The following is a 26,408-nucleotide window of genomic DNA, read 5'->3' on the forward strand; positions in this document are numbered from 1 at the left end:
ACGCCGGTCCGGCCGGCGTGCGGGATCGGCGGCATGCCGGGCGGACACGCCGCGGGCCCGGTCCCGCCGGCTCGGAGCCGACGGGACCGGGCCCGGCGCGTGCCTCAGACCTCCTGCGGACCGGCCGCCTGCTGCTCGGCGGCCTGCTGCTCGGCCACCTCGCGCGGCAGCCGCAGCGGCAGCGGCTCGCGGACCGGCTTGGCCTCCTGGCCGCGGTCCACCACCAGGCCGTCCAGGCAGGCCGCGAGCGGGCCGCCGGCGGCCGGGTCGACGGCCGCCTGGCCCTGGAAGACGCCCCGCACCATCCAGCGCGGCCCGTCGATGCCGATGAACCGCAGGTCGGTCACGCCGTCCGGGGTGCGGACCTGGGCCCGCAGCTCGGTGCCGCGCTCCCCCTCGACCTCCTGGGCGGCGGCGCCGTCGTTCAGCAGCGAGGTGCGGATCTCGTCGCGCACCTCGTCCCAGATGCCCTCCGAACGGGGCGCGGCGAACACGCCGAGCTGCAACGCGTTCTGCCCGTGCACCAGCACCACCTGCTGGATCACGCCCTGCGGGTCGGCCTGCACCCGCACCTCCACGTCCGGCACCGCCGGGATCTGGAGGCTGCCCAGGTCGAGCCGGGGCGCGTCGGGCGCCTCGCTGACGTCGTAGGGGCCACGAGCCGGCGCCGCCGGGGTCTCCCCGGCGTCGAGGACCCCGTTGTCACGCGCGTGCCGCGCCTCGTCGGCCCGCTTCCGGGAGAAGATCACTGCGCCCACCCTCCGCTGTTCGCACTCACCCTGCCACCTCTTCGCTCTGCCCGCCGCCCGGAGCCGGAACCAGCCCGGCGTGCCCGCCGGTGGACCCGTGCCCACCGGTCCCGCGCCGGGAGCCGGGCAGCTCGGCCACCGGCCGGAACTCGGCACGGGCGACCCGCTGGACCACCAACTGCGCGATCCGGTCGCCCCGGCTGATCCGCGCCGGCGTGTCCCGATCATGGTTGATCAGGTTGACCAGGATCTCACCCCGGTAGCCGGCGTCGACCGTACCGGGCGCGTTGAGCACCGTCACGCCGAGCCTGGCGGCCAGCCCCGACCGGGGGTGGACCAGCCCGACGTACCCCTCCGGCAGCGCCACCGCCACGCCGGTGGGCACCAACGCGCGCCCGCCTGGCGGCAGCTCCACGTCCGCGGCGGCCACCAGGTCCGCGCCGGCGTCGCCGGGATGGGCGTACGCCGGCAGCGGCAGCTCCGGGTCGAGCCGCCGTACGGGCACGGGTACGACATCTGTCACGGTCATCCTCTTCCGTCCGGTCCTCGGGGTGCCCCTGCCATCCTGCCGGTTGGCCGGCCCGCCACGCGCCGTACCCTCGCAGTGTGCGTCAGTCGTCATCCCCGGCCGCCCCGACGGCCACCCCCGCGCCGTACGCGGAGCGCCTGGGGCTGCCCTGGTGGGCCTGGCCCGCCGGGCTGGCCGTGGCCGGGCTGCTCGCCGCCGAGCTGTGGCTGGGCGCGACCGGCTTCCGGGCCTGGCTGCCGTTCGTGCTGCTGATCCCCGGCACGGGGGCCGCCCTGTGGTGGCTGGGCCGGATCCGGGTCGAGGTACGCGACGGCGAGCTGCGGGTCGACGACGCCCACCTCCCGGTGCGCCACGTGGCGGACGCGGTGCCGCTGGACGCGACCGGCCGGCGCGAGGTGCTCGGCGTCGGCGCCGATCCGCTCGCGTTCGTGGTGCAGCGCCCCTGGATCGGCGGCGCCGTGCAGGTGGTGCTGGACGACCCGGCGGACCCCACCCCGTTCTGGGTGGTCAGCACCCGGCACCCGGTGGAGCTGGCGACCGCGCTGCTGGCCGCCCGCGACACCGCCTGACGCTTCCCCGCCCCGGCCGTCAGCCCCGCTTGTGGGGCAGGCCGCGGGACGTGTGCCGGAGGTCCTTGCGGAGCTGCTCGCCGAGCGTGCGGGTGGCCCGCCGGTTGAGGTAGCCGGCCACCGCGGCGCCGGTCAGGAACGGCCCGAGCGTGGTGAGATTGCGGCCGAAGCGGCGCAGCATGCTGTCCCGCAGCTCGCGGCGGGCGGCGGTGCCCAGCACGGCGCTCACCCCGACGCCGGGCATCATCGGGTTGATCCCCCGCTGGCCGGCCCAGGACTGCACCAGCGCCACGGCACGCGCGGTGCCGCCGGTGGGCAGCGGCATCCGGTGGAGTTCGTGCAGTTCCCCGATGAGCTTCAACTCGATCGCCACCACGGCGACCGTCTCGGCGGCCAGCAGGACCGGGGCGGAGAGCAGGGTGGGCGTGACCGCCCACTCGACCGCGGCGACCCCGCCACCGGCCGCGCCGACCCCGGCGGTGGCCCGGGACGCGTTGCGGACCAGCCGGTCGGCGAGCGCGTCGTCGTCCAGGCCGGGGAAGTGCCGCCGCAGCGTGGCGAGGTCACGGATCGGCACGTGCGGCGCGACCTCGGCGACGGTCTCGGTCATCCAGCGCAGCGCGGCCTTGGGCTTGAACAGGTCGGTGAGGCCACGCGCCCGGGCCTGGCCGACCAGCCGCACCAGCAGTTGCCGGCGGCGGGCCGGGGCGATGTCGTCGGCGGTCAGGGCCGCGACCGTGGCGCCCAGTTCCTCGCCGGTCGGCGTCGCGGCCGGGTCGACGGTTTCCTCCGCCCGCGCCGGAGCGGTGGTCGGGTCCGGCATGGACGACGTCGGTCCCGTCTCCGGGACTCGCGTCCGGTCATCCCGCTCGCTGCGCTCGCTCACCCGTCCGCCCTCCTGCTCCGCGCGGCCGGCAGCCGCCCGTACGAGTCAAGCAGCTTCCGGCCACCGGCGCACGGCGGCTCGAACAGCGGCGGCCCCGACGAGGAGGCCGCCGCCGGTGTCCCGGCTCGGGATCAGACGCACTCTCGGCAGATCAGGTCGCCGTTGCGCTCGACCGCGAGCTGGCTGCGGTGGTGGACCAGGAAGCAGCGCGCGCACCGGAACTCGTCCTGCTGCATCGGGAGGACCTTGACCGTGAGCTCCTCGTCGGCCAGGTCGGCGCCGGGCAGCTCGAAGCTCTCGGCCACTTCGGCCTCGTCGACGTCCACGGCGCCCGACTGTGAGTCGACCCGCCGGGCCTTGAGCTCCTCGAGGCTGTCCTCGCCGAGGTCGACCTCGTCGCGACGCGGGGCGTCGTAGTCGGTGGCCATCGGTTTCACTCTCCAATATCGATATGGTCGCTGCCGGTTGTAACGCCGGACGACGCCGTTTCGGTTCCCCTGGCCGGCCACCAACTGTGTCGGGCACCCGACCCGACGACCGGTGGGCCGGGTTCGCCGGAGCGGAACCCTCCGGCGAGCGCGGAACCTTACCCCCCCTTTGGGCGAGGCATGTATACCGCCCTCGCGGGAGAGATGTACGCCCCTGCGCCCGAAGTTGTTCCCAATGTGACTCAGGCGACACGAAGATAGGGGTAGTCCTACCCGTTCCCCCCGTGGCGCGCCGGCATGTCGGACTGTTTCCACGCGGGAGCCGGACAAGGGTTAACCTCAGCGGCGTACTCCGACGGTCGACAGACGCGGCCCGACCGCGCCGGCCGCCGCCACCCAATCACTGTCCGGGGAGCGCCCAGGATGAGTTTTGCGCGAGTGCGGGCACTCGTTGTCGTCGGACTGCTGGCGGTCATCGCCCTGGTCTTCGTGATCGTCGCCGTGGTCAAGGACAGTCAGGGCTCGGCCGGCACCGCCGCCGACTGCCCCGCCGGCTGGCCGCTTGTCGACCTGCGACTGCGCGAGCAGAAGGACGTGAAGATCAACGTCTACAACGCCACCGACGAGTCCGGCCGGGCCGGCGGCGTGGCGGACGACTTCCGCAACCGCAAGTTCCAGGTCAAGAAGGTCGGCAACGAGTCGAAGGAGGTCGACGGCGTGGCGGTGCTGCGCTTCGGCCCCAAGGGTGTCGGCTCGGCCCACCTGCTCCGGGCCTACTTCCTCAACAACGCCGAGCGGGTGTTCCTGCCGGACCGCAAGGACGACACCGTCGACGTGGTCCTCGGCAACGGGTTCCAGCAGTTGGCCACCACCACCGAGGTGAACCAGTCGCTGGGTGACCTGGGCGCTCCCGAGGCGCCGCCCGAGACGTGCCCGATGCCGGTCGAGAAGTGACCCGTGGGCCGGTCCGCCGGCCCGACGACGCAGGGCGGTCTCCGCGGTTCGGGAGGCCGCCCTCGTCGCGTACCCGTGGGGTGGGTGACAGGTCGTCACGGCCCGCCGGCGGCGTCCAGGTCGGCGAGCCGGGCGTGCAGCGGGCCGTGCAGCGCGGGCGGCGCGGCGAGCGCCAGGTCCGGTCCGGCCGGCCGGCCGGACAAGCCGGTCACCAGCAGCCCGGCCTCCCGGGCGACCAGCCCGCCCGCGGCGAGGTCCCAGTCGGCCAGCCCCTTCTCGAAGTACGCGTCCACCCGTCCCTCGGCGGCCAGGCAGAGGTCGAGCGCGGCCGCACCCATCCGGCGGATGTCGCGCACGTGCGGGATCAGTTCGGCGACCACCCGCGCCTGGTGCGCGCGGCGGCCCGCGGCGTACCCGAAGCCGGTGGCGACCAGCGCCTGCCCGAGGTCGGCCTCGGCGGAGCAGCGCAGCCGCCGACCGTCCCGCCAGGCGCCGCCGCCCGCGGTCGCGGTCCACTCCTCGCCGGTGAACACGTTGCGCACCACGCCGGCGACGACCTCGCCGGCCACCTCGGCGGCGAGCGAGACCGCGCAGTAGGGCAGCCCGTAGAGGTAGTTGACGGTGCCGTCGATCGGATCGACGATCCAGCGCACCCCGCCCCCCGCGACCGGACCGGCCACGCCGTACTCCTCGCCCAGCACCGCGTCGCCGGGCCGCCGGTCCCGCAACGCGGCCAGCACCTGCCGCTCCACCGCGCGGTCGGCGGCGGTGACCACGTCGGTCGCGGTGCTCTTGGTCGCGGCCACCGAGACGCCCTCGGCGCGCATCCGGTGGGCGGTGGCCGCGGCGTCCCGGGCCACCTCGACGGCGATGGTGAGCAATTCCCGCGGCGTGGGCGCCGAGGCGATCATGTTCGTCCCCTTCCCGCGCGGCCCGGACCGGCCTGGCCGTGCGTGGGTATCATCCTTACAAAGTCCACATCTGCGTCGAATCGGCGGTCCGGACCGCCGGTACGCCGTGCTGCGCAGGATGATCGCGGCAGACGGCGTTACAATTCACCCTGCCCACGCGCCACGGACCGCCAACGACCGGACGGACCGGGACACGGGGGTCCCTCAACGACTCGCCCGGCACGGCCCCGTGCTGCGCCGGACGACCCGGCCGTGCTCGCTCTTCGCCTCCGGAAGGTCATTCGTGACAGAACCCCGCCAGACCGGCGCCGACGTTCGCTCGCTCACCGACACCCTGATCGCCCACGCCCAGAGCGCCGGCGGTCAGCTCACGTCGGCCCAGCTCGCGCGCACCGTCGAGTCCGCTGAGGTGACCCCGGCCCAGGCCAAGAAGATCCTCCGCGCGCTCTCCGAGGCGGGCGTGACGGTCGTGGTGGACGGCTCCGCGAGCACCCGCCGCCGGGTCGCCGCGGCCCGGTCCGCCACCCCGGCCTCCCGGGCCACCACCGCCAAGACCACCAAGAAGGCGGCCGCACCCGCCCCCAAGCAGGCGCCCGCCGCCGAGGAGTCCCCCGCGCCGGCGCCCCGGAAGGCGACGGCCCGCAAGGCCGCCGGCACCACCGCCGAGGTGGCCGGCAAGGCCGCCGTCCCGGCCAAGGCCACCAAGACGACCCGGGCCACCAAGGCCACCGTGGCCGCCAAGACGGCCGCGGCGAAGCCGGCGAAGGCCGGCGAGGGCGCCGAGGGTGAGGTCGACCCGGAGGAGCTGGCCGCCGAGATCGAGGACGTGGTGGTCGAGGAGCCGGCCGAGCTGGCCCAGGCCGCCGAGGCCGACGCCGCGAACTCCGCCACCGACAACGACTTCGAGTGGGACGACGAGGAGTCCGAGGCGCTCAAGCAGGCGCGTCGGGACGCCGAGCTGACCGCCTCCGCCGACTCGGTCCGGGCCTACCTCAAGCAGATCGGCAAGGTGCCGCTGCTCAACGCCGAGCAGGAGGTCGAGCTCGCCAAGCGGATCGAGGCCGGCCTCTACGCCGCCGAGCGGCTGCGCGCCGCCGACGAGGGCGAGGAGAAGCTGGTCCGCGATCTGCAGCGCGACCTGATGTGGATCTCCCGGGACGGCGAGCGGGCCAAGAACCACCTGCTGGAGGCGAACCTCCGACTCGTGGTCTCGCTGGCCAAGCGCTACACCGGGCGCGGGATGGCCTTCCTCGACCTGATCCAGGAGGGCAACCTCGGCCTCATCCGGGCCGTCGAGAAGTTCGACTACACTAAGGGCTACAAGTTCTCCACGTACGCCACCTGGTGGATCCGCCAGGCCATCACCCGCGCCATGGCCGACCAGGCCCGCACCATCCGCATCCCGGTGCACATGGTCGAGGTGATCAACAAGCTCGGCCGGATCCAGCGCGAGCTGCTCCAGGATCTGGGCCGCGAGCCCACTCCGGAGGAGCTGGCCAAGGAGATGGACATCACACCGGAGAAGGTGCTGGAGATCCAGCAGTACGCCCGGGAGCCCATCTCGCTCGACCAGACCATCGGTGACGAGGGGGACAGCCAGCTCGGCGACTTCATCGAGGATTCCGAGGCCGTGGTGGCGGTCGACGCGGTGTCGTTCTCGCTGCTGCAGGACCAGCTCCAGCAGGTCCTCCAGACGTTGTCCGAGCGTGAGGCGGGCGTGGTGCGCCTGCGCTTCGGCCTCACCGACGGCCAGCCGCGCACCCTGGACGAGATCGGTCAGGTGTACGGCGTGACCCGGGAGCGCATCCGGCAGATCGAGTCCAAGACCATGTCCAAGTTGCGGCACCCCTCGCGTTCCCAGGTGCTCCGCGACTACCTGGACTGACCGCACACGTCAACCAGACGTGTCGGTTTGATCACCACCCGTAGAACACCGATCCTTGATCGGTCGGTTGCCTGTTTGTGATCGTTGACGTGGCACCCTTGGTGCACGGCACACTGTCTTCCACGCCAGGTGTGACCTCGGTCCCCCGCGGGCACACAGGGAAGGCAGGGCCCGAGATGGGTGTTGCAGGATAGGTGAGCAACGACCGACGAGTGTGTTCATCGGTGACGACCAGAGGAGGAAGGCGATGACCCCGACCCTCACGCCGCCGCCCGAGACGGTGAGCCCCCCGGCCGCCGATGAACGGTGCGACCGCTGTAATGCTGCCGGCAAGCTCCGGATCACCCTCTCGGGTGGGAGCGAGCTGGTGTTCTGTGGGCACCACGCGAACAAGTACGCGGAAGATCTCGTGAAGATCACCGTGCGGTACGCGACGGACCCGGAGTTCAGTTGGCGCGGCACCGATCTCATGGCGAACTGAGTCCGACAGACAACGAGTAACTCGACATAACCGGCCGGAGACACCGCACGAGGTGTCTCCGGCCGGTTTCTGTCACAACGTCTGCACGGTGGCGATGCGCTCCTCGAGCTGCTCGATCGTCGCCTGGGCGCTGGGCGGGCCGCCGCAGAGCCGGCGCAGCTCGGCGTGGATCTTGCCGTGCGGCTGGCCGGTGCGATGGTGCCGGGCGGCCACCAGGGCGTTCAGTTGCCGCCGTAGCGCCACCCGACGCTGGGCCGCGCTCATCGGTGGGGGTGCCGCCGCCGGGGCCGCAGCGGCCGGCTCAGCGGCCCGCTGGGCCGCCCGGCGCTTCTGCGCGGCGAGCTGGTCGGCCTGCCGCTTGGTCAGCAGCAGCGAGACCTGGTCGGCGGTGAGCAGGCCGGGGAGGCCGAGGTATTCCTCCTCCTCCGGCGTGCCGGCCTGGGCGGCGGTGCCGAACGACGCGCCGTCGAAGATGACCTGGTCCAGTTCGGCGGTGGCGGAGAGCGCCGCGAACCGCTTCTCCAGCTCGCCGCTGGCCCCGTCGTCGCGCTGGGCGCGCTCCAACAGGTCGTCGTCGAAGCCGTCGGAGTCCTTGGGCTTGCCGAGCACGTGGTCCCGCTCGATCTCCATCTCGCTGGCCAGCCCGAGCAGGTGCGGCACGCTGGGCAGGAAGACCGAGGCGGTCTCGCCCGGTCGGCGGGCCCGGACGAAACGGCCGATCGCCTGCGCGAAGTAGAGCGCGGTGCTGGCGCTCGTCGCGTACACGCCGACGGCCAGCCGGGGGATGTCCACGCCCTCGGACACCATCCGCACCGCGACCAGCCAGCGCTGCTCGGAGGCCGCGAACGTCGCGATCCGCGCGGACGCGCCCTGGTCGTCGGAGAGCACCACGGCGGCCTTCTCGCCGGTCACCTGCTCCAGCAGCTTGGCGTACGCGCGGGCGACCTGCTGGTCGGTGGCGATGACCAGGCCGCCCGCGTCGGGCATGCCGTTGGCGCGCAGCGTGCTCAGTCGGGCGTCGGCGGCGCGCAGCACCTGCGGCATCCAGTCGCCGGCCGGGTCCAGCGCGGTACGCCACGCCTGCGCGATCAGATCCTGCGTCATCGGCTCGCCCAGCCGGGCGGCCAGCTCGTCGCCGGCGTTGGTGCGCCACCGGGTCTCCCCGGAGTAGGCCAGGAACAGCACCGGCCGGACCACGCCGTCGCGCAGCGCGTCGGCGTAGCCGTAGACCGAGTCGGCGCGGGAGCGCAGCAGCCCGTCCCCGCCGCGCTCGTAGCTGATGAACGGGATCGGGTTGTCGTCGGAGCGGAACGGCGTGCCGGTGAGCATCAGCCGGCGTACCGCGGGTTCGAACGCCGCCTTGACGCCGTCGCCCCAGGTGCGGGCGTCGCCGGCGTGGTGGATCTCGTCGAGGATGACCAGTGTCCGCCGGGTCATGGTGCGCCGCCGGTGCACCTGCGGCGCCATGCCGACCTGGGCGTACGTGACCACCGCGCCGTGGAAGTCGGCGGCGGAGTGCAGGTCGGCGTTGCGGAACGCGGCGTCGAGCTGGATGCCGACCCGGGCCGCGGCCTGCGCCCACTGGGTCTTCAGGTGCTCCGTCGGCGCGACCACGGTGACCGCCTCGACGGTGCCGTCGGCGAGCAGCTCGGCGGCGATCCGCAGGGCGAAGGTGGTCTTTCCGGCGCCGGGGGTGGCGACCGCGGTGAAGTCCTCGGCCCGGCGGCGCAGGTATTCCACCATCGCCTTGCGTTGCCAGGAACGCAGTGGTGGGAACGTGTCGAGCGCCGGCAACCGCGGTGGCACGGGTAGCTCCTCTCCGCCGCGGACGGCGACGGGCCCGACCGGGGCCACGGGGGCCGCCGCCCATGAAAACGCCCTCGCGCGTCCGTGCCGCGAAGGCCGACTCAGCATAACCAGCGGGCCCTGGCCGCCCCACCCGACGCCACGCTGGTCACATCCGCCCACCCGGGCGGACCGTCGGCACCGGGGCGGACCAGCGCCGGCGCAGCGAGATCAGCCGCAGCCCGAAGACGAAGACCGCGGCACCGGTCAGCGGTGCCGCGGTGGCGTGCCCGTACGCCGACAGCAACGCCACCGCGATCGAGCCGGCGAGCGCGGCCACCGCGTAGATCTCCCGGCGCAGCACCACCGGGATCTCGCCGGTGAGCAGGTCGCGGCCCAGCCCGCCGCCGATCGCGGTGAGCATGCCGATCATGCAGGCGCCGACGGCCGGCACGTGCGCGTCGAGCGCCTTGAGCGTGCCGGTGACGGTGAACAGGGCCAGCCCGGCGGCGTCCAGCACCAGCACGGTGGTGCGCAGCCGGGCGAGCTGCGGATGCAGTCGGAACACGGCGGCGGCGGTGACGGCCGCGGTGACGGCGTACCGCCAGTCGGCGAACGCCAGCGGGGGCACCTCGTCGATGACCAGGTCACGGAAGATGCCGCCGCCGAGGGCGGCGACCACACCGACGAAGACCACCCCGAACAGGTCGAGCCGTTTGGCCACCGCCGCGGAGGCGCCGGAGGCGGCGAAGACCGCCACGCCGGTGAGGTCGGCGAGGAGCAGGGCGGTGGAGGTGGTCACCGGCGCAGGTTACGTGGGCGGGCGGCGGAGCCGCCCGCGATCACTCGCCCCAGGACTCGTAGATCTCCTTGCACTTCGGGCAGACCGGTGAACCGGGCTTGGCGGCCTTGGTCACCGGGAAGGTCTCCCCGCACAGCGCGATGACGTACGTGCCCATGACCGCGCTCTCGGCGATCTTGTCCTTGCGCACGTAGTGGAACATCTCGGGGCCGGTGTCGGCCTCCTTCTGCTCCGGGCGCTCCAGAATCTCAGTGCTCACGTCCCCACCTCCGGCTTCCCAGTTTTGCAGGCCGGCCGGGTCGGGTCCACCACGGCCCTCCGGCGGGCGGCCCGTACCGTAACGGAAGTGACCAACTTTCGCATCAGTCTCGGCGGTGAGGTGGCCGACGCCCTGCGCGCCGGGCGGCCGGTCGTGGCGCTGGAGAGCACCATCGTGTCGCACGGTCTCCCCCGGCCGGACAACCTGCGCGTGGCGCGGCAGATCGAGCAGGCGGTCCGGGACGCGGGCGCGGTCCCGGCCACCATCGGCATGGTCGGCGGCGAGCTGCGGGTCGGGCTCGACGACGCCCAGCTCACCCGGCTCGCCACGGTCGACGGCGTGAGCAAGCTCTCGGTCCGCGACCTGGCGCCGGCGGCGGCGACCGGCGCGGACGGCGCCACCACGGTGGCGGCCACCAGCGCGGTGGCGGCGGCGGCCGGGATCGGTGTGTTCGCCACCGGCGGGCTGGGCGGGGTGCACCGGGAGGCGGCGCACACGTTCGACGAGTCGGCGGACCTGGTCACGTTGGCCCGTACGCCGATCGCGGTGGTCTGCGCCGGCGTGAAGTCGATCCTGGACGTGGGCGCCACGCTGGAGCGGCTGGAGACGCTGGGGGTGGGCGTGGTGGGGTACCGCACCCGCCGGTTCCCCGGCTTCTACCTCACCGACGCCGGCTTCGACCTGGACTGGTCGGTGGACTCGCCGGAGCGGGTGGCCGACGTGCTGGCCGCCCGCGCCGAACAGGGTGTGCACACAGGTGGGCTGATCGTGGCCAACCCGCTGCCGGCCGACGAGCAGCTCGACCCGGCGCTGCACGACCGCACACTCGCCGACGGGTTGGCGGCGCTGGCCCGGGAGGGGATCACCGGCAAGGCGGTGACCCCGTTCCTGCTGGCCCACTTCCACGCCGCCACCGAGGGCGCCAGCCTGGCGGTGAACGTCCGGATCATCCTGCGCAACGCCGACCTGGCGGCGCGCATCGCGGTCGCCGCGGCGACCCGACCCGCCGCCGGCCCGGCATGAGCGAACGCACCGAGCGCAGCGAGGGCCGTGAGCACATGCCCAGCCAGCACCGCATGAGCGAACGCACCGAGCGCAGCGAGGGCCGTGAGCGCATGCCCAGCCAGCACCGCATGAGCGAACGCACCGAGCGCAGCGAGGGCATGTCCGGAGGGCCCGGTACGAGCGGAGCGCCCGGCATCGCCGTCGTCGGCGACGTGATCACGGACGTGGTCGCGATGCTGTCCGGGCCGCTCGCGACCGGCTCGGACACCGCGGCCGGGATCCGGTTCAGCGGCGGTGGGCAGGCGGCCAACACCGCGGCCTGGCTCGCCGGCCAGGGCGCGGCCGTGACGCTGGTGGCCGCCGTGGGCGACGACGAGACCGGCCGCGACCGGGTCGCCGAGCTGACCCGGATCGGGGTGGACTGCGCGGTCGAGCGGCACGAGGGTTACCCGACCGGCACGGTGATCGTGCTCACCCACGGCGGGGAGCGCACCATGGTCAGTCAGCGCGGCGCGAACCTACGGCTGACCGCGCGGCACGTCGAGGCCGCCTTGGCGGCGGCGCCCGACGTCGGGCACCTGCACCTGTCCGCGTACACCCTGTTGGACGTCGGGTCGCGCGGCGCCGGCCTGCGCGCGTTGGCCGTCGCCCGCGAGCGCGGGTTGACGGTCAGCGTCGACGCGGCCTCCGCGGCGCCGCTGCGGCGCGTCGGCGGGTCGTTCCTGACCTGGGTACGCGACGTCGACCTGCTGCTGGTCAACACGGACGAGGCGACCGTGCTGGCCGGTGGCCTGGATCCGGCGGCGCAGGGCCGGGCGCTGACCTCGGTGGCGCACCGGGTGGTGGTGAAGCGCGGCGCGGCGGGGGCGGTCTGGGTGGAGCGCGGCGGCCGGGTGGAGACGGCCCCGGCGCCCGGGGTGGCCGTGGTGGACGTCACCGGCGCCGGGGACGCGTTCGCGGCCGGCCTGCTCACCGCCTGGCTGGCCGGGGCCGGCCCCCGGGCGGCGCTGGCCCGGGCCGGTGACCTCGGCGCCCTGGCCGTGACCACGGTCGGCGCCCGGCCGGGCGCGTGACGGCCGGGCGCGCGCTGATCGGGTGCCGGCTCGGAACCGGGTGTGCCTGACGGCCGATATGCCTTCTGGTCATGTTTATGCCTGAGAGGTATATCGGTTCGTCGGCGAACTCTCCGGTCCGGCGTCCCGGAGCGTGGTGACGACCGGTCAGGGCTCGGCGTCGATGACCTTGTGCGGGCGTTCCTCCGCGGCGAGCGCCATCGGCGGGGTCTCGTCGCGGCCCCGGGGCTGGAAACGGTTGGCCAGCCGGTGCTCCTCCTTGGGCGGGCGGTCGTTCGCCAGCAGCACCGCGAGCCACGGGATGAGCACCATGCCGAGCGCGCACAGCGGCAACCACAGCCAGAGCAGCGGCGCCTTGACGCCGACCAGGACGGCACCCACGACGATGCAGGCGACCCGGATGCCCATCATCAGCACGTAGCGTTTCTGCCGGCTGCTGAGCTGGTCGTCCTGGCTGCGCCGGGCGTCGGTGATCAGGATCGGCTGGTAGGCCTGACGCTTCACCACGGACCTCCTACGAGGGGATACCGCCCATCCTGTCACTCGGGGCAGGTGATCGGCGACAATCCGGTTACGTGTTACGCGCGTGGTACGCTCCGCTCGTGGCCAACCGGTTCAGCTTCACCGACGAGGCGCTGGCGAACCTGCGGGTCTACGACGTCACACCCGGGGAAGTCTGGGAGGCCCTGCACAGCAACCGCCGGGTCATCCGGCACCTGGGCGACGACGTGATGGTGGTCTACGCCACCGACCACCGCGGCCGGCGCCTCGCCGTGCTGCTGGCCGAGGCAGACGGCACCGACAACGACTGGGACATCCTCTCCGCCCGCGAGCTGAGCGACGTCGAGGCCAAGCGCTACGACGAGGCGGTGCGGAGGGCACGCCGACGAGGAGGCGGTCACCATGCACCGTGACGAGGCGACCAAGCGGTTCCACGCCGGCGGCGACGCGTTCGCCGACCTGATCGACGAGACGTCGCCGGCGCAACTGCCCACCCCCGACACCGACGTGCCGATGGTCAGCCGGTCGGTACGCCTGCCGCTGGAGACGTACGAACGGGTCCGGGCCGCCGCCGACGCGCGCGGCATCGGGGTGACCACGCTGATGCGGCAGTGGATCGAGGCGGGCCTGGCCGACCTGGACGACTCGGCCACGGTCTCGCTGGCCGACGTCCGCCGCGCGCTGGCCTCACTGTCCCGCCCGACCGCCGCCTGAGCCCGCACGCGTCACCTCGGTTCGCGACCGCGGGCCTCGCGGGCCCGGTTCACGCCTCGGGGCCGGCCTTGCCGAGCGCCTCCCGCCCGACCGGCGATGCCGACGACTCCGGCGGCCCACCCCGGGCGCGCCACATGTCGGCGAGCGCGACAAGCGCCAGCATGCCGGCCACCACGGCGAGCGCCAGCAGGACCGGCCCGGCCGTCAGCGCCGGCGCGAGCAGCAGCAGGCCCGCCAGCCCGACCAGCCGGGAGCGGGACACCCGGCCGAAGATCTCGTACTCGAAGCGGGACCGGGCGGCCAGGAACAGCGCCGGGCCGCCCACCACGAAGACCAGCCAGCGGGCATCCGCCGCGTCGTACGGGTGGGCGATGACCAGTTCGTAGCCGACCGCCGAGACGAGCACCCCGAGCACCATGAACAGGTGGGTCTGGGCGGCCGACTCAGCCAGCCGCCCGGGCGTGCCGGCCAGCCGCAACGCCTCCACGAGCAGGTGCCCGGCCCGGTGGAAGTAGATCCGCCAGAGCAACGCGGTGACCAGGAACGCCAGCGCGAACGCGGCGGCCGACCGCCCGGAGAACTGCTCCCCGCTGTAGGACACGCCGATCACCAGGATCGACTCGCCGAGCGCGATGAGGAAGATCTGTTGGTAGCGCTCGGCCAGATGCTCCCCGGCGACCAGCCAGCTCCGGATGCGGGACGAACCGAGCCGGGGCAGCGGCCACCCCAGGAACGTGCCCAGGTAGTCCACCGCCAGCGCGACCGCCCACAGCGGCAGGCGCAGGTCGGGCACCAGCGCGCCGGCCAGCCAGAGCGGGGCGGTCGCCACGGCCCAGCCGACCAGCCGCACCGGCACCATTCGCCGCGGATGCTCGCGCAGCGCCACCACCAGCACCAGCGGACGCGCGACCATCATCACCACGTACGCGAGCGCGAACGCCAACGCCCGCTCCTCCAGCGCGCGGGGGAGCGTCACCCCGAGCACCAGACTGCCGAACATCACACCGACCACGACCGCCTGGATGACCGCCCGCTCCGGCTCGTACCGGCTGGTCACCCAGGTGGTGATGGTCCAGACGTGCCAGAGCACCAGGAAGAGCAGCAGCGTCCGGGCGACACCGGCCGCCAGGTGCCCGCTGTCGACGTCGGCCACCAGCCGCTGCGACACCCGGGTCAGCGCGAACACGAACACCAGGTCGAAGAAGAGTTCCAGGAAGGTCGCCCGGCCGGGGCTGGACATGGTGCGCAGCAGCCCCCCGCCCCGCTGCTCGCTCACGCGTCAGCCCTTCGCGGCCTTCGCCTCCGCCTTCATCCGCTGCTTGAACTCGCGCACCCGGCCCAGCGACTCCGGGTCGGTCACGTCGGCGACCGACCGGTACGCCTCCGCCTCGCCGTAGGCGCCGGCCGCCTCGCGCCAGCCCGCCGGGGTGACCCCGAACCGCTTGCCGAGCAGCGCCACGAAGATCTGCGCCTTCTGCCGGCCGAAACCGGGCAGCTCGCCGACCCGGCGCAGCAGCTCCGCGCCGTCCGTCGCCTCCGACCAGAGCCGCGCCGGGTCGCCGTCGTAGCGCTCGACGAGCGCCCGGCAGACCTCCTGCACCCGGGCCGCCATCGCCTTCGGGAACCGGTGCAGCGCCGGCGGCCGGGCGAACAGCGCCACCAGCGCGTCCGGGTCGTACCCGGCCAGCTCCCGGGCGTCCGGCTCGTGGCCGAGCCGCTGCGCCAGCACGTACGGCGAGGAGAACGCCTTCTCCATCGGCACCTGCTGGTCCAGCACCATCCCGAGCAGCAGGGCCAGCGGGTCGCGCCGCAGCATCTCGTTGGCCTGCGGGTCGATGGGTAGGGAGAGCGTCATGCCCCCATCCTGCCGCCCCGGCCGCCGCTCCCGCCGCCGACTCTCCGACACCCGGCACGACGCGGCCCGGTGGACTCCACTCGAATCCACCGGGCCGCGGTCAGCCGACAGGTGTCAGTTGACGACGAAGAGCAGCCGGTTCGGCGAGCCCGTGCCCGGGCTGGTCACCTTGCCGGTGGTGGCGTTGCTGGTCAGGTAGCTGGCCACCTGCGCCGGGGTGTAGGACGGGTTCGCCGACAGCACCAGCGCCGCGGCGCCCGCCACGTGCGGCGACGCCATCGAGGTGCCGCTGATGGTGTTGGTCGCGCTGTCGCTGCTGTTCCACGACGACGTGATCGACGAGCCCGGCGCGAAGATGTCCACGCAGGTGCCGTAGTTCGAGAAGGACGAGCGGGCGTCGGTGCTGGTGGTGGAGCCCACCGTGATCGCCGAGGCGACCCGGGCCGGCGAGGAGTTGCAGGCGTTGGCGTTGGAGTTGCCGGCCGCGAGCGCGTACGTGATGCCGGAGCTGATCGAGTTGGCCACCGCGTTGTCCAGCGTGGTGCTGACGCCGCCGCCGAGGCTCATGTTGGCCACGGCCGGCTTGACCGCGTTCGAGGTGACCCAGTTGACGCCGTTGACCACGCCGGCGGTGCTGCCGCTGCCGGAGCAGTTGAGCACCTTGACCGCGATCAGGCGGACGCCCTTGGCCACGCCGTAGGTGCTGCCGCCGACCGTGCCGGCGACGTGCGTGCCGTGGCCGTTGCAGTCGGTGTTGTTGCTGTCCACCGTGTTGGTGCCCCAGGTGGCCCGGCCGCCGAACTGGCTGTGCGTGGTCCGGATGCCGGTGTCGATGATGTACGCGCGCACGTTGGTGGCGGTGTTCGGGTAGGTGTAGGTGCTGTTGAGCGGCAGGCTGCGCTGGTCGATGCGGTCCAGCCCCCAGGTGGCGCCGGTCTGGGTGCCCTGGACGGTCACCCGGCGGTCCTGCTCGACGTACGCGACGGCCGGGTCGGCGGCCAGCCGGCGCGCCTGCCCGATGCTCATCTTCGCGTTGTAGCCGGTGAGCGCGGCGCTCCACACCGTGGCGACACTGCCGCCGTAGCGCTTCGCCAGGCCGGCGGCCCGCTCCGGCACGGCGGTGCGCGCGGTGCGGCTGTTCGCGGCGCCGACCGCGTCGCCCTTGAGCACGACCAGGTAGCTGCCGCTGACGGCGTCGGCGGCGCCGGCGAACCGGACCTGACCGGTCGGCGCGGCGAGGGCCGGGGTGGAGGCGGCGGCGGTGAGGGCCGCGGCGGCGGCCGTGACGGCGAGCGCGTGCAGCACGCGACGCCGGGGAACGGACACGTCGGGCATCGTCTGGCTCCCTACCGGGCGGGCCGGTTCGTGGCCGGCGGGCCGCCCATCGACGGATGTTGACGGGAATGCTAACCACACATCGATGCTCGTGAAAGAGATAGTTGCCGGGTAATACCGTCTGCCGGCCGGATCCGGCGGGTGCGCGCCGCGCCGGGCGGCGGCCGGGGCAGGATGGCCACGTGGACCGTCACGACATGCTGCTCTCCCCCGCCGGGGTCGACGCGCTGCGCACCGCGCTGACGCTTGCCGATTTCACCGCCAACGGCATCGCCGGGCGGCTCGGCTCGCAGGCCACCGGCGGCGTCGCCCGCAACGACTACCGGGCCGCGCTGCGCGCCACCGAGGACCGCGACCGGCTGGGCACGCTGATCCGGGTGTTCATCTGCGACCGCACCGAGCCGGAGCCGGTGGTGGCCGCCGCGTTGGCGCCGCTGACCGTGGACGAGGCGCTCGCCGGCGGCATCGTCGAGCGGCACGGCGACGGCCTGCGCGCCGGCGTCGACCTGGAGCCGTACGCCGACGACTGGTGGGTGCTCGCCGACGTGCCGGCCAGCGCCCGACCCGGCCGGCCGCTGCACGCCGAGCACGTGCTGGGCATCGGCGGGGCCACCCAGACGCTGATCGGCGCCGCCGTACGCCGCCCGGTGGAGACCGCGCTGGACCTCGGCACCGGCTCCGGCGTGCAGGCGCTGCACCTGGGCACCCACGCCCGCCGGGTCACCGCCACCGACGTCTCGGAGCGGGCGCTGCGCTTCGCCGCCACCACCGCCGCGCTCAACGGGCAGGACTGGGAGCTGCTCCACGGCGACCTGGTCGCCCCGGTCGCCGGACGCCGCTTCGACCTGGTGGTCAGCAACCCGCCGTTCGTGGTCGGCCCCGGCACCACCACCCACGTCTACCGCGACTCCGGGCGGGTCGGCGACGCGATCGGCGCCGAGCTGGCCGCCGCCGCGCCGCACCTGCTCACCGACGGCGGCACCATGCAGTACCTGGCGAACTGGGTGCACGTCACCGGCGAGGACTGGGCCGACCGGGTCACCGGCTGGTTCGCCGGCACCGGGCTGGACGCCTGGGTCATCCAGCGCGAGGTGGCCGACCCGATGGCGTACGTGAACCTCTGGCTCACCGACGTCGGGGAGAGCGCCGACCCGCAGCGGATGGAAGCCTGGCTGGACTGGTTCGACGCGCACAAGGTGGAGGCGATCGGCTTCGGCCTCGTGTCGCTGCGCCGGGCCGGCCACGACCAGCCGATCGTCCGGGTCGAGGACCTGCGCCAGCGGGTCGAACCACCGCTCGGCGACCGGATCGCCGAATGGTTCGACAGGCAGGACTGGCTGCGTGCCCGGGACACCGACGGGCTGCTGGCCGCCCGCTACCGCGCCGCCGACGGGCTCCAGCTCCGTCAGGAGGCCACCATGGGCGACGACGGCTGGGCGGTGGACCGGCAGGTCCTCGCCGCGCCGCGCGGACTGCGCTGGTCCGAGGAGATCGACCCGCTGGTGCTCGCCCTGGTCGGCGGCGCGGACGGCCGGCTGCCGCTGCGCGACCAGCTCGCCCTGCTCGCCGCCGCGCACGACGTGGCCCCGGACGAGCTGGCCGAGGCGGCCGGCCCGATCGTGGCGCACCTGGTCGAGCGCGGTCTCGTCGAGCCGGTGACGGACTGATGCGGGCGTTGGTGCAGACCGTCGCCCGGGCCTCCGTCACGGTCGACGGCGCGGTGGTCGGCGAGATCACCGACGGGCTGCTGGTGCTGGTCGGCGTCACCCACGCCGACACCCGGCAGGTGGCCGCCACCATGGCCCGCAAGCTGCACGAGCTACGCATCCTGGACGACGAGCGCAGCGCCGCGGACACCGGGGCGCCGCTGCTCGTGGTCAGTCAGTTCACGCTCTACGGCGACGCCCGCAAGGGTCGGCGGCCGAGCTGGACCGCCGCTGCCCCGGCGGACGTCGCCGAGCCGCTTGTCGACGCGGTGGTCGAGGAGCTGCGCGCCCGCGGCGCGACGGTGGCGACCGGTCGGTTCCGCACCCACATGCTGGTGGAGAGCGTCAACGTCGGCCCCCGCTCGCTCCTGCTGGACCTGTGAGCGCCCGCGTCGCCGCCTAGAAGAACAGGCCCCGCTGGGACAACGACTGGCGGAGCCAGCCGTCGAGCTGGGCGGCCCAGTCGGTGCGGTCCGCCGTGGCGTGGTCCACGGTGAACCGGCCGAACGCGTCCCGGCCCTCGGTGAACAGGCCGCCCCGCTTGTCCATCTCCAGCACCACCTGCACCTGCTGCGGGTCGGTGACGAAGGTGACCTCGAGCTGGTTCATCGCGCCGGCGTACTGCGGCGCCGGATAGAACTCGATCTCCTGGTAGAACGGCAACTGCTGGCGTACGCCGTAGATGTGGCCCCGCTCGACGTCGGCGCGGGCGAACCGGAAGCCCAACCGCAGCAGCGCCTCCAGCAGCCGCTCCTGGGCCGGCAGCGGGTGCACCGCGACCGCGTCCAGGTCACCGGAGTCCACCGCCCGGGCCACCTCCAGCTCGGTCCGCAGCCCCATGGTCATGCCGTGCAGGTGCTGGCCGTACAGGTCGGTGAGCGGCGTCTCCCAGGGCACCTGGAAGCGGAACGGCACGTCGTGGCGCTGCCCCGGCGCCAGCTGGAACGCGCCGGTGAGCTGGATCCGGCCGAACTCCTGGTTGGTGTTGTACTCCGAGTCGCCGCTCTCCACCTCCACCCGGGTGAGCAGGCCGAGCGAGATCCAGCTCACGTCCGCCGGGTGCTCGCCGCCGACCACCTGGACCCGGCCCTCCAGCTGACCGCCGGGACGGCAGTTCGGGTTGGCCAGCACCGTCTGCACCGACGGCCCGCCCACCCCCATCGCCTGCATGAGCCGCTTGAAGACCACCTGAGTTCTCCGATCGCCGGTTCGTCCCCGGCCCTGCCGGCCGGTTCGCTGGCACGGTAGCCGGACGGGACAAGCGACACCCCACGTTCCCCCCGGATTCGTGTCGGGTCCCCGATCGCCTCACTCCCGTCTCACGCCCCGGTTGCGAAGCTGTTTGTCACCGGCCCCCACCGCGCCGGCGGCACGGGCCGGTACGGCACGTAGGACACGGGGAGAGACAGAGATGACCCAGCAGATGATCGAGCACCAGGACATGGACGTCACCCTCACGGACCTGGACGCCACCGACGACCGCGGCGTCTCCACCGACCTGGTCCGGGCCTACCTGAACGGCATCGGCCGCACCAAGCTGCTCACCGCGGCGCAGGAGGTCGAGCTGAGCAGGCGGATCGAGGCCGGCCTCTTCGCCGAGGAGAAGCTCGCCACCTGCACGCCGGTCTCCGCCGACCTGCGCGCGGACCTGGCGCTGGTCGCGGCCGAGGGACGCGCCGCCAAGGACCACCTGCTGGAGGCGAACCTCCGCCTGGTGGTGAGCATCGCCAAGCGCTACACCGGGCGCGGGATGGCCTTCCTCGACCTGATCCAGGAGGGCAACCTCGGCCTCATCCGCGCGGTCGAGAAGTTCGACTACACCAAGGGCTTCAAGTTCTCCACGTACGCCACCTGGTGGATCCGCCAGGCCATCACCCGCGCCATGGCCGACCAGGCCCGCACCATCCGTATCCCGGTGCACATGGTCGAGCAGGTCAACCGGATGGTCCGGGTGCGCCGCGAGCTGTCCGTGACGCTGGGTCGCGAGCCCACCGTCGCCGAGGTCGCCACCGCGCTGGAGGTCCCCGAGTACCAGGTGATCGAGCTGATCTCGTTCGACCGGGAGCCGGTGAGCCTGGACCAGGCGGTCGGCGAGGACGGCGAGAGCGCGCTCGGGGACTTCGTCGCCGCCGTCGACCCGCGTACCGAGCCGGGCGACGCCGCCGCCAACGGCGAGCTGCGCAACGAGGTCCGGATCGTGCTGGCCACCCTCTCCCAGCGGGAGCAGGCCGTGATCCGGCTGCGCTTCGGCCTGGACGACGGCCGGCAGCGCACCCTGGACGAGGTGGGCCGCGAGTTCGGGCTGTCCCGGGAGCGGATCCGGCAGATCGAGAAGGTGACGCTGCTCAAGCTGCGCGACCCGGAGCGGGCGAACCGGCTGGAGGCGTACGCCTGCTGACCCGAGCACCAAGCCCCGACAGGCCCCGGCGGTTCGCCGGGGCCTGTCGCGCGTGATCGCCGGTGAGAAGGGGCCCCTTCTCTACCGGAGGCGTTAACAAGGGGCCCCTCCTTACAGGCGGCGGGGGCCGGTGTCGGGGCGCGGTGAATCCGGGCCGGTGCGGATGGTGGCGTGCAGCACCGAGATGCCGTCCGGACGGGCCAGCACCGGGTTGAGCCGCAGCGCACGCACCCGGGGCTGCTCGTCGGCCAGCCGCCCGACCCGCAGCAGCAGGTCGACGAGCGCCGCCCGGTCCACCGGGGCGGCGCCCCGGTGCCCGTGCAGCAGCGGCGCGGCGCGCGGCTCGTCGACCAGCTCGGCGGCGTCCCGGTCGGTCAGCGGCACCGCCCGCCAGGCCCGGTCGCCGAGCAGCTCGGTCGCCACCCCGCCCAACCCGAACCCGACCACCGGGCCGAACGCCGGATCCTCCACCAGCTCCACCACGCACGCCACACCCGGCGGCACCATCGGCTGCACCAGCACCTCCGCGCCGAACCCCGAAGACATCTCGGCGTACGCGCGGCGCACCGCCCCGGCGTCGGCCAGGTCGAGCCGGACCGCGCCCAGGTCCAGGCGGTGGCGCAGCCCCGGGGCGGCTGCCTTGAGCGCCACCGGCCAGCCGAGCCGCTCCCCCGCCGCCACCGCCTCCTCGGCCGAACCGGCCGGCACGGACGCCACCACGTCGATCCCGTACGCGGCGAGCAGCGTCGCCGGATCCGCCCCGTCCGGGCCCCACGCCGCCTGCCCGGCCGCCCGGTCGACCCGGGCCAGCTCGGGCAGCACGCCCGGCGGCCGACGCAGCCAGTCCGCGTACCGGGTGACCCGGGCCAGCGCCCGCACCGCCTCCTCCACGCTCGGGTACGTCGGCACCCCGGTCGGCGCCTGCCCGGCGAGGAACGTCGCCACCACCGGCTTGCCGGTGGCCCGCGCGTCCGGCAGCGCCGCCGCGAAGTCCGCCTCCGGATCGGTGAGCTGACCGGGCAGCGGCGGCGCGAACACCGCCACCACGGCGTCCACCCGGTCGTCCGCCGCCGCCGCGGCGAGCGCGGCGGCGTACGCGGCGGCGCCGCCGGTCGGCCCGACGTCGTGCGGGTACCCGTCGACGACGGTCAGCCCCTGCCCGGCGCCGGCGGTCGCGGCCAGCCCGGTCAACGCCGACGAGTTGCCGACCACGGCGACCCGCCGGCCGGCCGGCAGCGGCTGGTGGGCCAGCAGCACGCCCACGTCGAGCAGCTCCGCGACCGTGTCCACCCGGAGCACGCCGGACTGCGCGAACAGCGCGCTCACCGCGGCGGCGTCCAGCGCCGGCGCCTCGCCCACCCCGGGCGACCGGGCCAGCGACGCCAGCGCCACCACCGGCTTGCGCCGGCCGATGTGCCGGGCCAGCCGGGCGAACTTGCGCGGATTGCCGAACGTCTCCAGGTAGAGCGTGATCACGTCGGTGCCCGGGTCGTCCTGCCAGTACTGCAACAGGTCGTTGCCGGACACGTCGGCCCGGTTGCCGGCCGAGACGAAACTCGACACCCCGAGCCCGCGCCGGGACGCCTCGGCCAGCAACGCCACCCCGAACGCGCCGGACTGGCTGAACACGCCCACCCGCCCGGGCGCCGGCAGCGCCGGCGCGAGCGTGGCGTTCATGCGTACCGCCGGGTCGGTGTTGGCGACGCCGAGACAGTTCGGGCCGACCACCCGCATGCCGGCCAGGTGCGCGGCCCGGACCAGGGCCCGCTGCGCCGCCGCCCCGGCCGGGCCGGCCTCGGCGAACCCGGCCGAGATCACCACCAGCCCGTGCGCGCCCGCGTGGGCGGCGTCCCGCACCACGTCGTGCACCGCGTCCGGCGCGACCACCACCACGGCCAGGTCGACGGCGAGCCCGGCGTCGGCCGCCGACCGGTACGCCGGCAGCCCGGCCACCGTCGCCGCGCTCGGGTGCACCGGGACGATCGCGCCGGTGAACCCGCCGTCCCGCAGGTGCCCGAGCAGCGCCGCGCCGACGCCCTGGCCGGTGGTGCTGGCGCCGTAGACGGCGATGCCGCGCGGGGCGAGCAGCCGGGCGATGGACCGCGCCTCGGTGCGGTGCTCCCGGCCACGCTGCACCGCGAGCGTCGCCTCGGTGGCCGCGATCGGGAAGCTCAGGTGCACCACGCCGTCGGCGTACTGGCGCTGCACCTGGTAGCCGAAGTCGGCGAAGACCCGCAGCATCGTCCCGTTCGCCGGCAGCACCTCGGCGACGAAGTGCCCGATGCCGTGCCGGCCGGCCGCGTCCGCGAGGTGCTCCAGCAGCACCGAGCCGATGCCTCGCCCCTGGTAGGCGTCCTCCACCACGAACGCCACCTCGGCCTCCGGCGAGGCGGGACCGAGCCGCTCGTACCGGCCGACGGCCACGATCCGCTCGCCGGCCAGCACCACGAACGCCTCCCGGTCGCGGTGGTCCACCGTGACGAACCGCTTCAGGTCCCGCTCCGGGATGCGCGGATACGGTGAGAAGTACCGCAGGTAGCGGGTGCGCTCGGAGAACCGGGCGTGCATCGCCACGATCGCCGCCGCGTCGTCCGGGCGGATCTGCCGTAGCTGGACGGTGGTGCCGTCGCTGAGCAGCACGTCCACCGGTTGTTCGACTGTGGTCACCGGTCGGTCCTCCCCACCGCCGCTCAGTCGCGCGGGTCGTGCGGGTCGAGCCCGAGCAGCGGGAAGACGGCCTTGCGGGTGGCCGCGACCGCCCGGTCCACCGCGTTCGGCTCGCCGCTGGGCTGCCAGGGCTGGAACTCCGGATCGACGTCGTCGGTCATCCGCAGCGGGATGTCGTGCCCGGGCCGCCGGCGCGCGGCCAGCTCCCGCCACCCCGGCGGGGTGAGCGTGGCCGGGTCCAGCGGCTCACCGGTGGCCACCGCGAGCAGGTGCGTCCAGGCCCGGGGTACCACCTCGACCAGCGCGTACCCGCCACCGCCGGTGGCCACCCAGCGGCCCTCGCACAGCTCGTCGGCGAGCGTCCGCAACGCCCGGTAGGTGGCCCGCTGCCCGTCCACGGACAGGTGCAGGTCGGCCAGCGGGTCGGCCCGGTGTCCGTCCGCCCCGCACTGGGTGACGAGCACCTGCGGCCGGAACGCGCGCAGCACCGACGGCACCACCGCGTGGAACGCGCGCTGCCAGCCGGCGTCGCCGACCCCCGGCGGCAACGGCACGTTGACCGCGCTGCCCTCCGCGCCGGGCCCGCCGGTCTCGTCCGGGAAACCGGTGCCGGGGAAGAGCGCCAGCGGGGTCTCGTGCAGGCTGACCGTGAGCACCCGCGGGTCCCGGTAGAAGATCTCCTGCACCCCGTCGCCGTGGTGCACGTCCACGTCGACGTACGCGATCCGTTCCGCGCCCAGGTCGAGCAGGCGGGCGATGGCCACCGCCGGATCGTTGTAGACGCAGAAGCCGGCCGCCCGGGCCGGCATGGCGTGGTGCAGGCCGCCGGCCACGTTCACCGCGCGCCGCGCCTCGCCCCGCCAGACCGCCTCGGCGGCGGCCACGGTGGCGCCGGCGATCAGCGCGCTGGACTCGTGCATCCCGTCGAAGACCGGATTGTCCGAGGTGCCGAGCCCGAAGCCGGCGAAGAGCGGGTCACGCGGCGCGGCCCGGACCGCGTCCAGATAGGCCGGATCGTGCACCCGGGTGAGCAGCGCGTCGTCGGCCGGCTCCGGCCTGACCAGGCGCACGCCCGGTCGGTCGAGCACGCCCAGCTCGCGGGCGAGCGCCATGGTCAGCTCGACGCGGACCGGGTCGAGGGGGTGGTCCCCCATGTCGTAGGCGAGGAGGGCGGAGTCCCACACCACCACCGTGTCGTCGGCCATGCGGCCATCGTCGCACGTGAGCGCGGACACGCCCACCAACTGCGCACTCACCGACCGGCGGCGCCCCCGGTCGCCACCGGACGGTCCGGGTCGGCCACCCAGCCGCTCCACGAGCCCACGTACAGCGCCGCGTCCGGCCGGCCGGCCAGGTGCAGCGCCAGCACCGTCTGCGCGGCGGTCACCCCGGAGCCGCAGTACGCCCCGACCGGCGCGTCCCCGCGCACCCCCGCCTCGGCGAACCGCGCGCGCAGCGCCTCCGCGGCCGGGAACCGGCCCTGGGTCACGTACTCCGGGGCGGGCAGGTTCACCGCGCCCGGAACGTGCCCGGCGACCGGATCCACCGGCTCGTGCTCGCCCCGGTAGCGCGGCGCGGCCCGCACGTCGAGCAGCACCGCATCGTCGGCGGCGGCGAGCCGGGCGGCCTGCCCGGCGTCGAGCACCGGCAACGCGCCCGGGGTGACGGTCACGTCGCCGGGCGTGGGCTCGGGCGTCGCGGTGTCCACCGGCAGGCCGGCGGCGACCCAGGCCGGGAAGCCGCCGTGCAGCACCCGCACCGGTCGGTGCCCCGCCCAACGCAGCGTCCACCAGGCCCGGGCGGCGGACATCCCGTCGCCGCCGTCGTACACCACCACGGGGTGACCGGCGCGGACGCCGGCCGCCCGCAGCGCGGCCTGCAACGCGGCGGGGTCGGGCAGCGGGTGCCGCCCGGCGGCGCCCGGACGCCCGCACAGCTCGGTGTCCAGGTCGACGAAGACGGCGCCGGGCAGGTGGCCGGCGGCGTGGTCGTCGCGGCCGGGCGGGCCGGTCAGCCGCCAGCGGACGTCGAGCAGGACGGGCGGGTCGGCGCGGTCGAGTTCGGCGGCGAGCCGGTCCGGCTCGACCAGCAACTCTGCGGTTCCGGACATGCGACCCAGTCAACACCATCCGGGGCGGGGGCCGGTCGTGGTGTTGGCAGCTCAGGGGCGGCTCGTGAGACACTGGAGATTCCGGTTCGTTCCTCGCTTACGGGTGATAAAGATAAACGCTCACTCACTGGTCGATACGACCGAAATGTACCTGCGCACCATCCTCGAGCTGGAGGAAGAGGGTGTGCCGCCGCTGCGCGCCCGCATCGCCGAGCGACTGCGGCAGAGCGGCCCGACCGTCAGCCAGACCGTCGCCCGGATGGAGCGCGACGGCCTGCTCACCGTCGAGGGCGACCGACACCTGGCCCTCACCGAGCTGGGCCGCAGCACCGCGGTCTCGGTGATGCGCAAGCACCGGCTGGCCGAGCTGCTGCTGGTCAACGTGATCGGGATGCCCTACGAGGAGGCCCACGAGGAGGCCTGCCGCTGGGAGCACGTGATGAGCGACGCGGTGGAGAAGCGGGTCTACGACCTGCTCAACCGCCCGACCCGGTCGCCGTACGGCAACCCGATCCCGGGGCTGGAGGAACTGGGCGACCCCGGCCAGCCGCCGGCCGAGACCGTCGAGAGCGAGCGGAACCTGGCCTTCCCGGGCCTGTCCGGCTCGGTGGTGGTGCGGCGGATCTGCGAGAGCGTGCAGACCGACGCGGACGTGCTCCGGCAGTTGCACGCGGCGGGCGTCGACCCGGGCGCGACCGTCACCGTGGCGCAGGAGCGCGACGGTGTCTCCATCGACCGTTCCGGCGACCGGGTGCGGCTGCCCCGCGAGGTGGCCTCCCGCGTCTTCGTCGCGGCCCGCTGACCGG

The 26,408-nt window shown here is 74.3% G+C and carries 28 protein-coding genes; 12 read left to right on the top strand and 16 right to left on the bottom strand.

The annotated features are described in order from the left end of the window. Positions 1-104: 104 nt before the first annotated feature. Both AB0B02_RS04625 and dut read right to left on the bottom strand, forming a co-directional pair. A complete protein-coding gene (locus tag AB0B02_RS04625; RefSeq protein ID WP_357296764.1) occupies positions 105-749 on the bottom strand; it encodes a DUF3710 domain-containing protein in 645 nt (214 codons plus the stop codon). A gap of 25 nt (positions 750-774) precedes the next feature. Continuing rightward, positions 775-1,272, bottom strand: coding sequence for a dUTP diphosphatase (gene dut / locus AB0B02_RS04630; RefSeq protein ID WP_199199859.1), 498 nt, complete (start codon positions 1,270-1,272; stop codon positions 775-777). 83 nt (positions 1,273-1,355) lie between these two features. On the opposite strand from dut, the gene AB0B02_RS04635 reads away from it, so the two are divergent. Further along, positions 1,356-1,847, top strand: coding sequence for a DUF3093 domain-containing protein (locus tag AB0B02_RS04635; protein ID WP_281935327.1), 492 nt, complete (start codon positions 1,356-1,358; stop codon positions 1,845-1,847). Between the two features lie 19 nt (positions 1,848-1,866). Here the strand turns inward: AB0B02_RS04635 and AB0B02_RS04640 are convergent, their stop codons facing one another. Further along, positions 1,867-2,670: a hypothetical protein gene (locus tag AB0B02_RS04640; protein ID WP_281935329.1), complete on the bottom strand. Its 804-nt coding sequence runs from the start codon at positions 2,668-2,670 to the stop codon at positions 1,867-1,869. Between the two features lie 194 nt (positions 2,671-2,864). Next, on the bottom strand, positions 2,865-3,161 hold the full coding sequence (locus tag AB0B02_RS04645) for a DUF4193 domain-containing protein (RefSeq protein ID WP_013284790.1): 297 nt from the start codon (positions 3,159-3,161) through the stop codon (positions 2,865-2,867). Between the two features lie 438 nt (positions 3,162-3,599). Here AB0B02_RS04645 and AB0B02_RS04650 point away from each other — a divergent pair, with 438 nt between their 5' ends. Beyond that, positions 3,600-4,115, top strand: a complete 516-nt coding sequence (locus AB0B02_RS04650) for a LytR C-terminal domain-containing protein (protein ID WP_199199858.1) — start codon at positions 3,600-3,602, stop codon at positions 4,113-4,115. A 95-nt stretch (positions 4,116-4,210) separates the two neighbouring features. Here AB0B02_RS04650 and AB0B02_RS04655 read toward each other — a convergent pair whose 3' ends face one another. After that, entirely contained in the window at positions 4,211-5,026 is an 816-nt protein-coding gene (locus AB0B02_RS04655; RefSeq protein ID WP_281935334.1) for an inositol monophosphatase family protein, read from the bottom strand. A gap of 283 nt (positions 5,027-5,309) precedes the next feature. On the opposite strand from AB0B02_RS04655, the gene AB0B02_RS04660 reads away from it, so the two are divergent. Both AB0B02_RS04660 and AB0B02_RS04665 read left to right on the top strand, forming a co-directional pair. Continuing rightward, positions 5,310-6,911 (top strand): RNA polymerase sigma factor, encoded by a 1,602-nt coding sequence (locus tag AB0B02_RS04660; RefSeq protein WP_281935336.1) that lies wholly within the window; start codon positions 5,310-5,312, stop codon positions 6,909-6,911. A 247-nt stretch (positions 6,912-7,158) separates the two neighbouring features. After that, positions 7,159-7,392, top strand: a complete 234-nt coding sequence (locus tag AB0B02_RS04665) for a hypothetical protein (RefSeq protein WP_091070720.1) — start codon at positions 7,159-7,161, stop codon at positions 7,390-7,392. Between the two features lie 72 nt (positions 7,393-7,464). Here AB0B02_RS04665 and AB0B02_RS04670 read toward each other — a convergent pair whose 3' ends face one another. The 3 genes from AB0B02_RS04670 to AB0B02_RS04680 all read right to left on the bottom strand — a co-directional run bounded on the left by AB0B02_RS04670 (position 7,465) and on the right by AB0B02_RS04680 (position 10,238). Continuing rightward, on the bottom strand, positions 7,465-9,198 hold the full coding sequence (locus AB0B02_RS04670; protein ID WP_107159178.1) for a DEAD/DEAH box helicase: 1,734 nt from the start codon (positions 9,196-9,198) through the stop codon (positions 7,465-7,467). 148 nt (positions 9,199-9,346) lie between these two features. After that, positions 9,347-9,979: a TRIC cation channel family protein gene (locus tag AB0B02_RS04675; RefSeq protein WP_281935341.1), complete on the bottom strand. Its 633-nt coding sequence runs from the start codon at positions 9,977-9,979 to the stop codon at positions 9,347-9,349. A gap of 40 nt (positions 9,980-10,019) precedes the next feature. Then, entirely contained in the window at positions 10,020-10,238 is a 219-nt protein-coding gene (locus tag AB0B02_RS04680; RefSeq protein ID WP_107159174.1) for a DUF3039 domain-containing protein, read from the bottom strand. A gap of 87 nt (positions 10,239-10,325) precedes the next feature. On the opposite strand from AB0B02_RS04680, the gene AB0B02_RS04685 reads away from it, so the two are divergent. Both AB0B02_RS04685 and AB0B02_RS04690 read left to right on the top strand, forming a co-directional pair. After that, positions 10,326-11,261 carry a pseudouridine-5'-phosphate glycosidase gene (locus AB0B02_RS04685; protein WP_357296772.1) on the top strand — a complete coding sequence of 312 codons (936 nt, stop codon included), beginning with the start codon at positions 10,326-10,328 and terminating at the stop codon, positions 11,259-11,261. 140 nt (positions 11,262-11,401) lie between these two features. Next, positions 11,402-12,316 carry a sugar kinase gene (locus AB0B02_RS04690; protein ID WP_357296954.1) on the top strand — a complete coding sequence of 305 codons (915 nt, stop codon included), beginning with the start codon at positions 11,402-11,404 and terminating at the stop codon, positions 12,314-12,316. A 147-nt stretch (positions 12,317-12,463) separates the two neighbouring features. Here AB0B02_RS04690 and AB0B02_RS04695 read toward each other — a convergent pair whose 3' ends face one another. After that, positions 12,464-12,820: a DUF3099 domain-containing protein gene (locus AB0B02_RS04695; RefSeq protein ID WP_281935345.1), complete on the bottom strand. Its 357-nt coding sequence runs from the start codon at positions 12,818-12,820 to the stop codon at positions 12,464-12,466. A 98-nt stretch (positions 12,821-12,918) separates the two neighbouring features. Between AB0B02_RS04695 and AB0B02_RS04700 the strand changes: the two genes are divergently transcribed. Both AB0B02_RS04700 and AB0B02_RS04705 read left to right on the top strand, forming a co-directional pair. Then, a complete protein-coding gene (locus AB0B02_RS04700; RefSeq protein WP_233219766.1) occupies positions 12,919-13,230 on the top strand; it encodes a hypothetical protein in 312 nt (103 codons plus the stop codon). After that, positions 13,220-13,531, top strand: a complete 312-nt coding sequence (locus AB0B02_RS04705) for a hypothetical protein (protein ID WP_107159166.1) — start codon at positions 13,220-13,222, stop codon at positions 13,529-13,531. Before AB0B02_RS04700 ends, AB0B02_RS04705 begins: the two co-directional genes overlap by 11 nt. Positions 13,532-13,580: 49 nt before the next feature. Here the strand turns inward: AB0B02_RS04705 and AB0B02_RS04710 are convergent, their stop codons facing one another. The 3 genes from AB0B02_RS04710 to AB0B02_RS04720 form a co-directional block, all read right to left on the bottom strand. Beyond that, positions 13,581-14,807: a low temperature requirement protein A gene (locus AB0B02_RS04710; protein WP_281935351.1), complete on the bottom strand. Its 1,227-nt coding sequence runs from the start codon at positions 14,805-14,807 to the stop codon at positions 13,581-13,583. Between the two features lie 3 nt (positions 14,808-14,810). Beyond that, a complete protein-coding gene (locus tag AB0B02_RS04715) occupies positions 14,811-15,386 on the bottom strand; it encodes an HhH-GPD-type base excision DNA repair protein (protein ID WP_357296777.1) in 576 nt (191 codons plus the stop codon). A gap of 114 nt (positions 15,387-15,500) precedes the next feature. Beyond that, on the bottom strand, positions 15,501-16,721 hold the full coding sequence (locus tag AB0B02_RS04720) for a S8 family serine peptidase (RefSeq protein WP_357296779.1): 1,221 nt from the start codon (positions 16,719-16,721) through the stop codon (positions 15,501-15,503). A gap of 182 nt (positions 16,722-16,903) precedes the next feature. On the opposite strand from AB0B02_RS04720, the gene AB0B02_RS04725 reads away from it, so the two are divergent. After that, positions 16,904-18,388, top strand: a complete 1,485-nt coding sequence (locus AB0B02_RS04725; protein ID WP_281935356.1) for a methyltransferase — start codon at positions 16,904-16,906, stop codon at positions 18,386-18,388. After that, the gene (gene dtd / locus AB0B02_RS04730; RefSeq protein ID WP_281935358.1) at positions 18,388-18,810 is read left to right on the top strand and encodes a D-aminoacyl-tRNA deacylase; all 423 of its coding nucleotides are present in this window, start codon (positions 18,388-18,390) and stop codon (positions 18,808-18,810) included. Before AB0B02_RS04725 ends, dtd begins: the two co-directional genes overlap by 1 nt. Before the next feature lie 16 nt (positions 18,811-18,826). Here dtd and AB0B02_RS04735 read toward each other — a convergent pair whose 3' ends face one another. Next, positions 18,827-19,615, bottom strand: a complete 789-nt coding sequence (locus AB0B02_RS04735) for a sporulation protein (protein WP_281935360.1) — start codon at positions 19,613-19,615, stop codon at positions 18,827-18,829. A 223-nt stretch (positions 19,616-19,838) separates the two neighbouring features. Here AB0B02_RS04735 and sigB point away from each other — a divergent pair, with 223 nt between their 5' ends. Next, positions 19,839-20,825, top strand: coding sequence for an RNA polymerase sigma factor SigB (gene sigB / locus AB0B02_RS04740; protein ID WP_281935362.1), 987 nt, complete (start codon positions 19,839-19,841; stop codon positions 20,823-20,825). A 111-nt stretch (positions 20,826-20,936) separates the two neighbouring features. On the opposite strand, the gene AB0B02_RS04745 is transcribed toward sigB, so the two are convergent. From AB0B02_RS04745 to AB0B02_RS04755, 3 genes are read right to left on the bottom strand one after another with little or no spacing between them, the layout of a single operon-like run. Further along, entirely contained in the window at positions 20,937-23,492 is a 2,556-nt protein-coding gene (locus AB0B02_RS04745) for a GNAT family N-acetyltransferase (RefSeq protein WP_357296784.1), read from the bottom strand. Positions 23,493-23,515: 23 nt separating this feature from the next. Beyond that, on the bottom strand, positions 23,516-24,697 hold the full coding sequence (locus AB0B02_RS04750; RefSeq protein ID WP_281935366.1) for an acetoin utilization protein AcuC: 1,182 nt from the start codon (positions 24,695-24,697) through the stop codon (positions 23,516-23,518). A gap of 47 nt (positions 24,698-24,744) precedes the next feature. Continuing rightward, entirely contained in the window at positions 24,745-25,602 is an 858-nt protein-coding gene (locus tag AB0B02_RS04755; RefSeq protein WP_357296787.1) for a sulfurtransferase, read from the bottom strand. 103 nt (positions 25,603-25,705) lie between these two features. On the opposite strand from AB0B02_RS04755, the gene AB0B02_RS04760 reads away from it, so the two are divergent. Further along, a complete protein-coding gene (locus tag AB0B02_RS04760; protein ID WP_357296789.1) occupies positions 25,706-26,404 on the top strand; it encodes a metal-dependent transcriptional regulator in 699 nt (232 codons plus the stop codon). The last annotated feature ends 4 nt before the right edge of the window (positions 26,405-26,408 follow it).

Source organism: Micromonospora sp. NPDC049240, from assembly GCF_040647835.1.
GTDB lineage: Bacteria > Actinomycetota > Actinomycetes > Mycobacteriales > Micromonosporaceae > Micromonospora.

What these genes read in the sequence shown, in the direction of transcription:
- AB0B02_RS04665 (WP_091070720.1), top strand. Translation starts at nt 7,159, where the DNA reads ATGACCCCGACCCTCACGCCGCCGCCCGAGACGGTGAGCCCCCCGGCC.
- AB0B02_RS04640 (WP_281935329.1), bottom strand. Translation starts at nt 2,670, where the DNA reads ATGCCGGACCCGACCACCGCTCCGGCGCGGGCGGAGGAAACCGTCGAC.
- AB0B02_RS04715 (WP_357296777.1), bottom strand. Translation starts at nt 15,386, where the DNA reads ATGACGCTCTCCCTACCCATCGACCCGCAGGCCAACGAGATGCTGCGG.
- sigB (WP_281935362.1), top strand. Translation starts at nt 19,839, where the DNA reads ATGACCCAGCAGATGATCGAGCACCAGGACATGGACGTCACCCTCACG.
- AB0B02_RS04720 (WP_357296779.1), bottom strand. Translation starts at nt 16,721, where the DNA reads ATGCCCGACGTGTCCGTTCCCCGGCGTCGCGTGCTGCACGCGCTCGCC.
- AB0B02_RS04645 (WP_013284790.1), bottom strand. Translation starts at nt 3,161, where the DNA reads ATGGCCACCGACTACGACGCCCCGCGTCGCGACGAGGTCGACCTCGGC.
- AB0B02_RS04755 (WP_357296787.1), bottom strand. Translation starts at nt 25,602, where the DNA reads ATGTCCGGAACCGCAGAGTTGCTGGTCGAGCCGGACCGGCTCGCCGCC.
- AB0B02_RS04655 (WP_281935334.1), bottom strand. Translation starts at nt 5,026, where the DNA reads ATGATCGCCTCGGCGCCCACGCCGCGGGAATTGCTCACCATCGCCGTC.
- AB0B02_RS04750 (WP_281935366.1), bottom strand. Translation starts at nt 24,697, where the DNA reads ATGGCCGACGACACGGTGGTGGTGTGGGACTCCGCCCTCCTCGCCTAC.
- AB0B02_RS04690 (WP_357296954.1), top strand. Translation starts at nt 11,402, where the DNA reads ATGTCCGGAGGGCCCGGTACGAGCGGAGCGCCCGGCATCGCCGTCGTC.
- dtd (WP_281935358.1), top strand. Translation starts at nt 18,388, where the DNA reads ATGCGGGCGTTGGTGCAGACCGTCGCCCGGGCCTCCGTCACGGTCGAC.
- AB0B02_RS04705 (WP_107159166.1), top strand. Translation starts at nt 13,220, where the DNA reads ATGCACCGTGACGAGGCGACCAAGCGGTTCCACGCCGGCGGCGACGCG.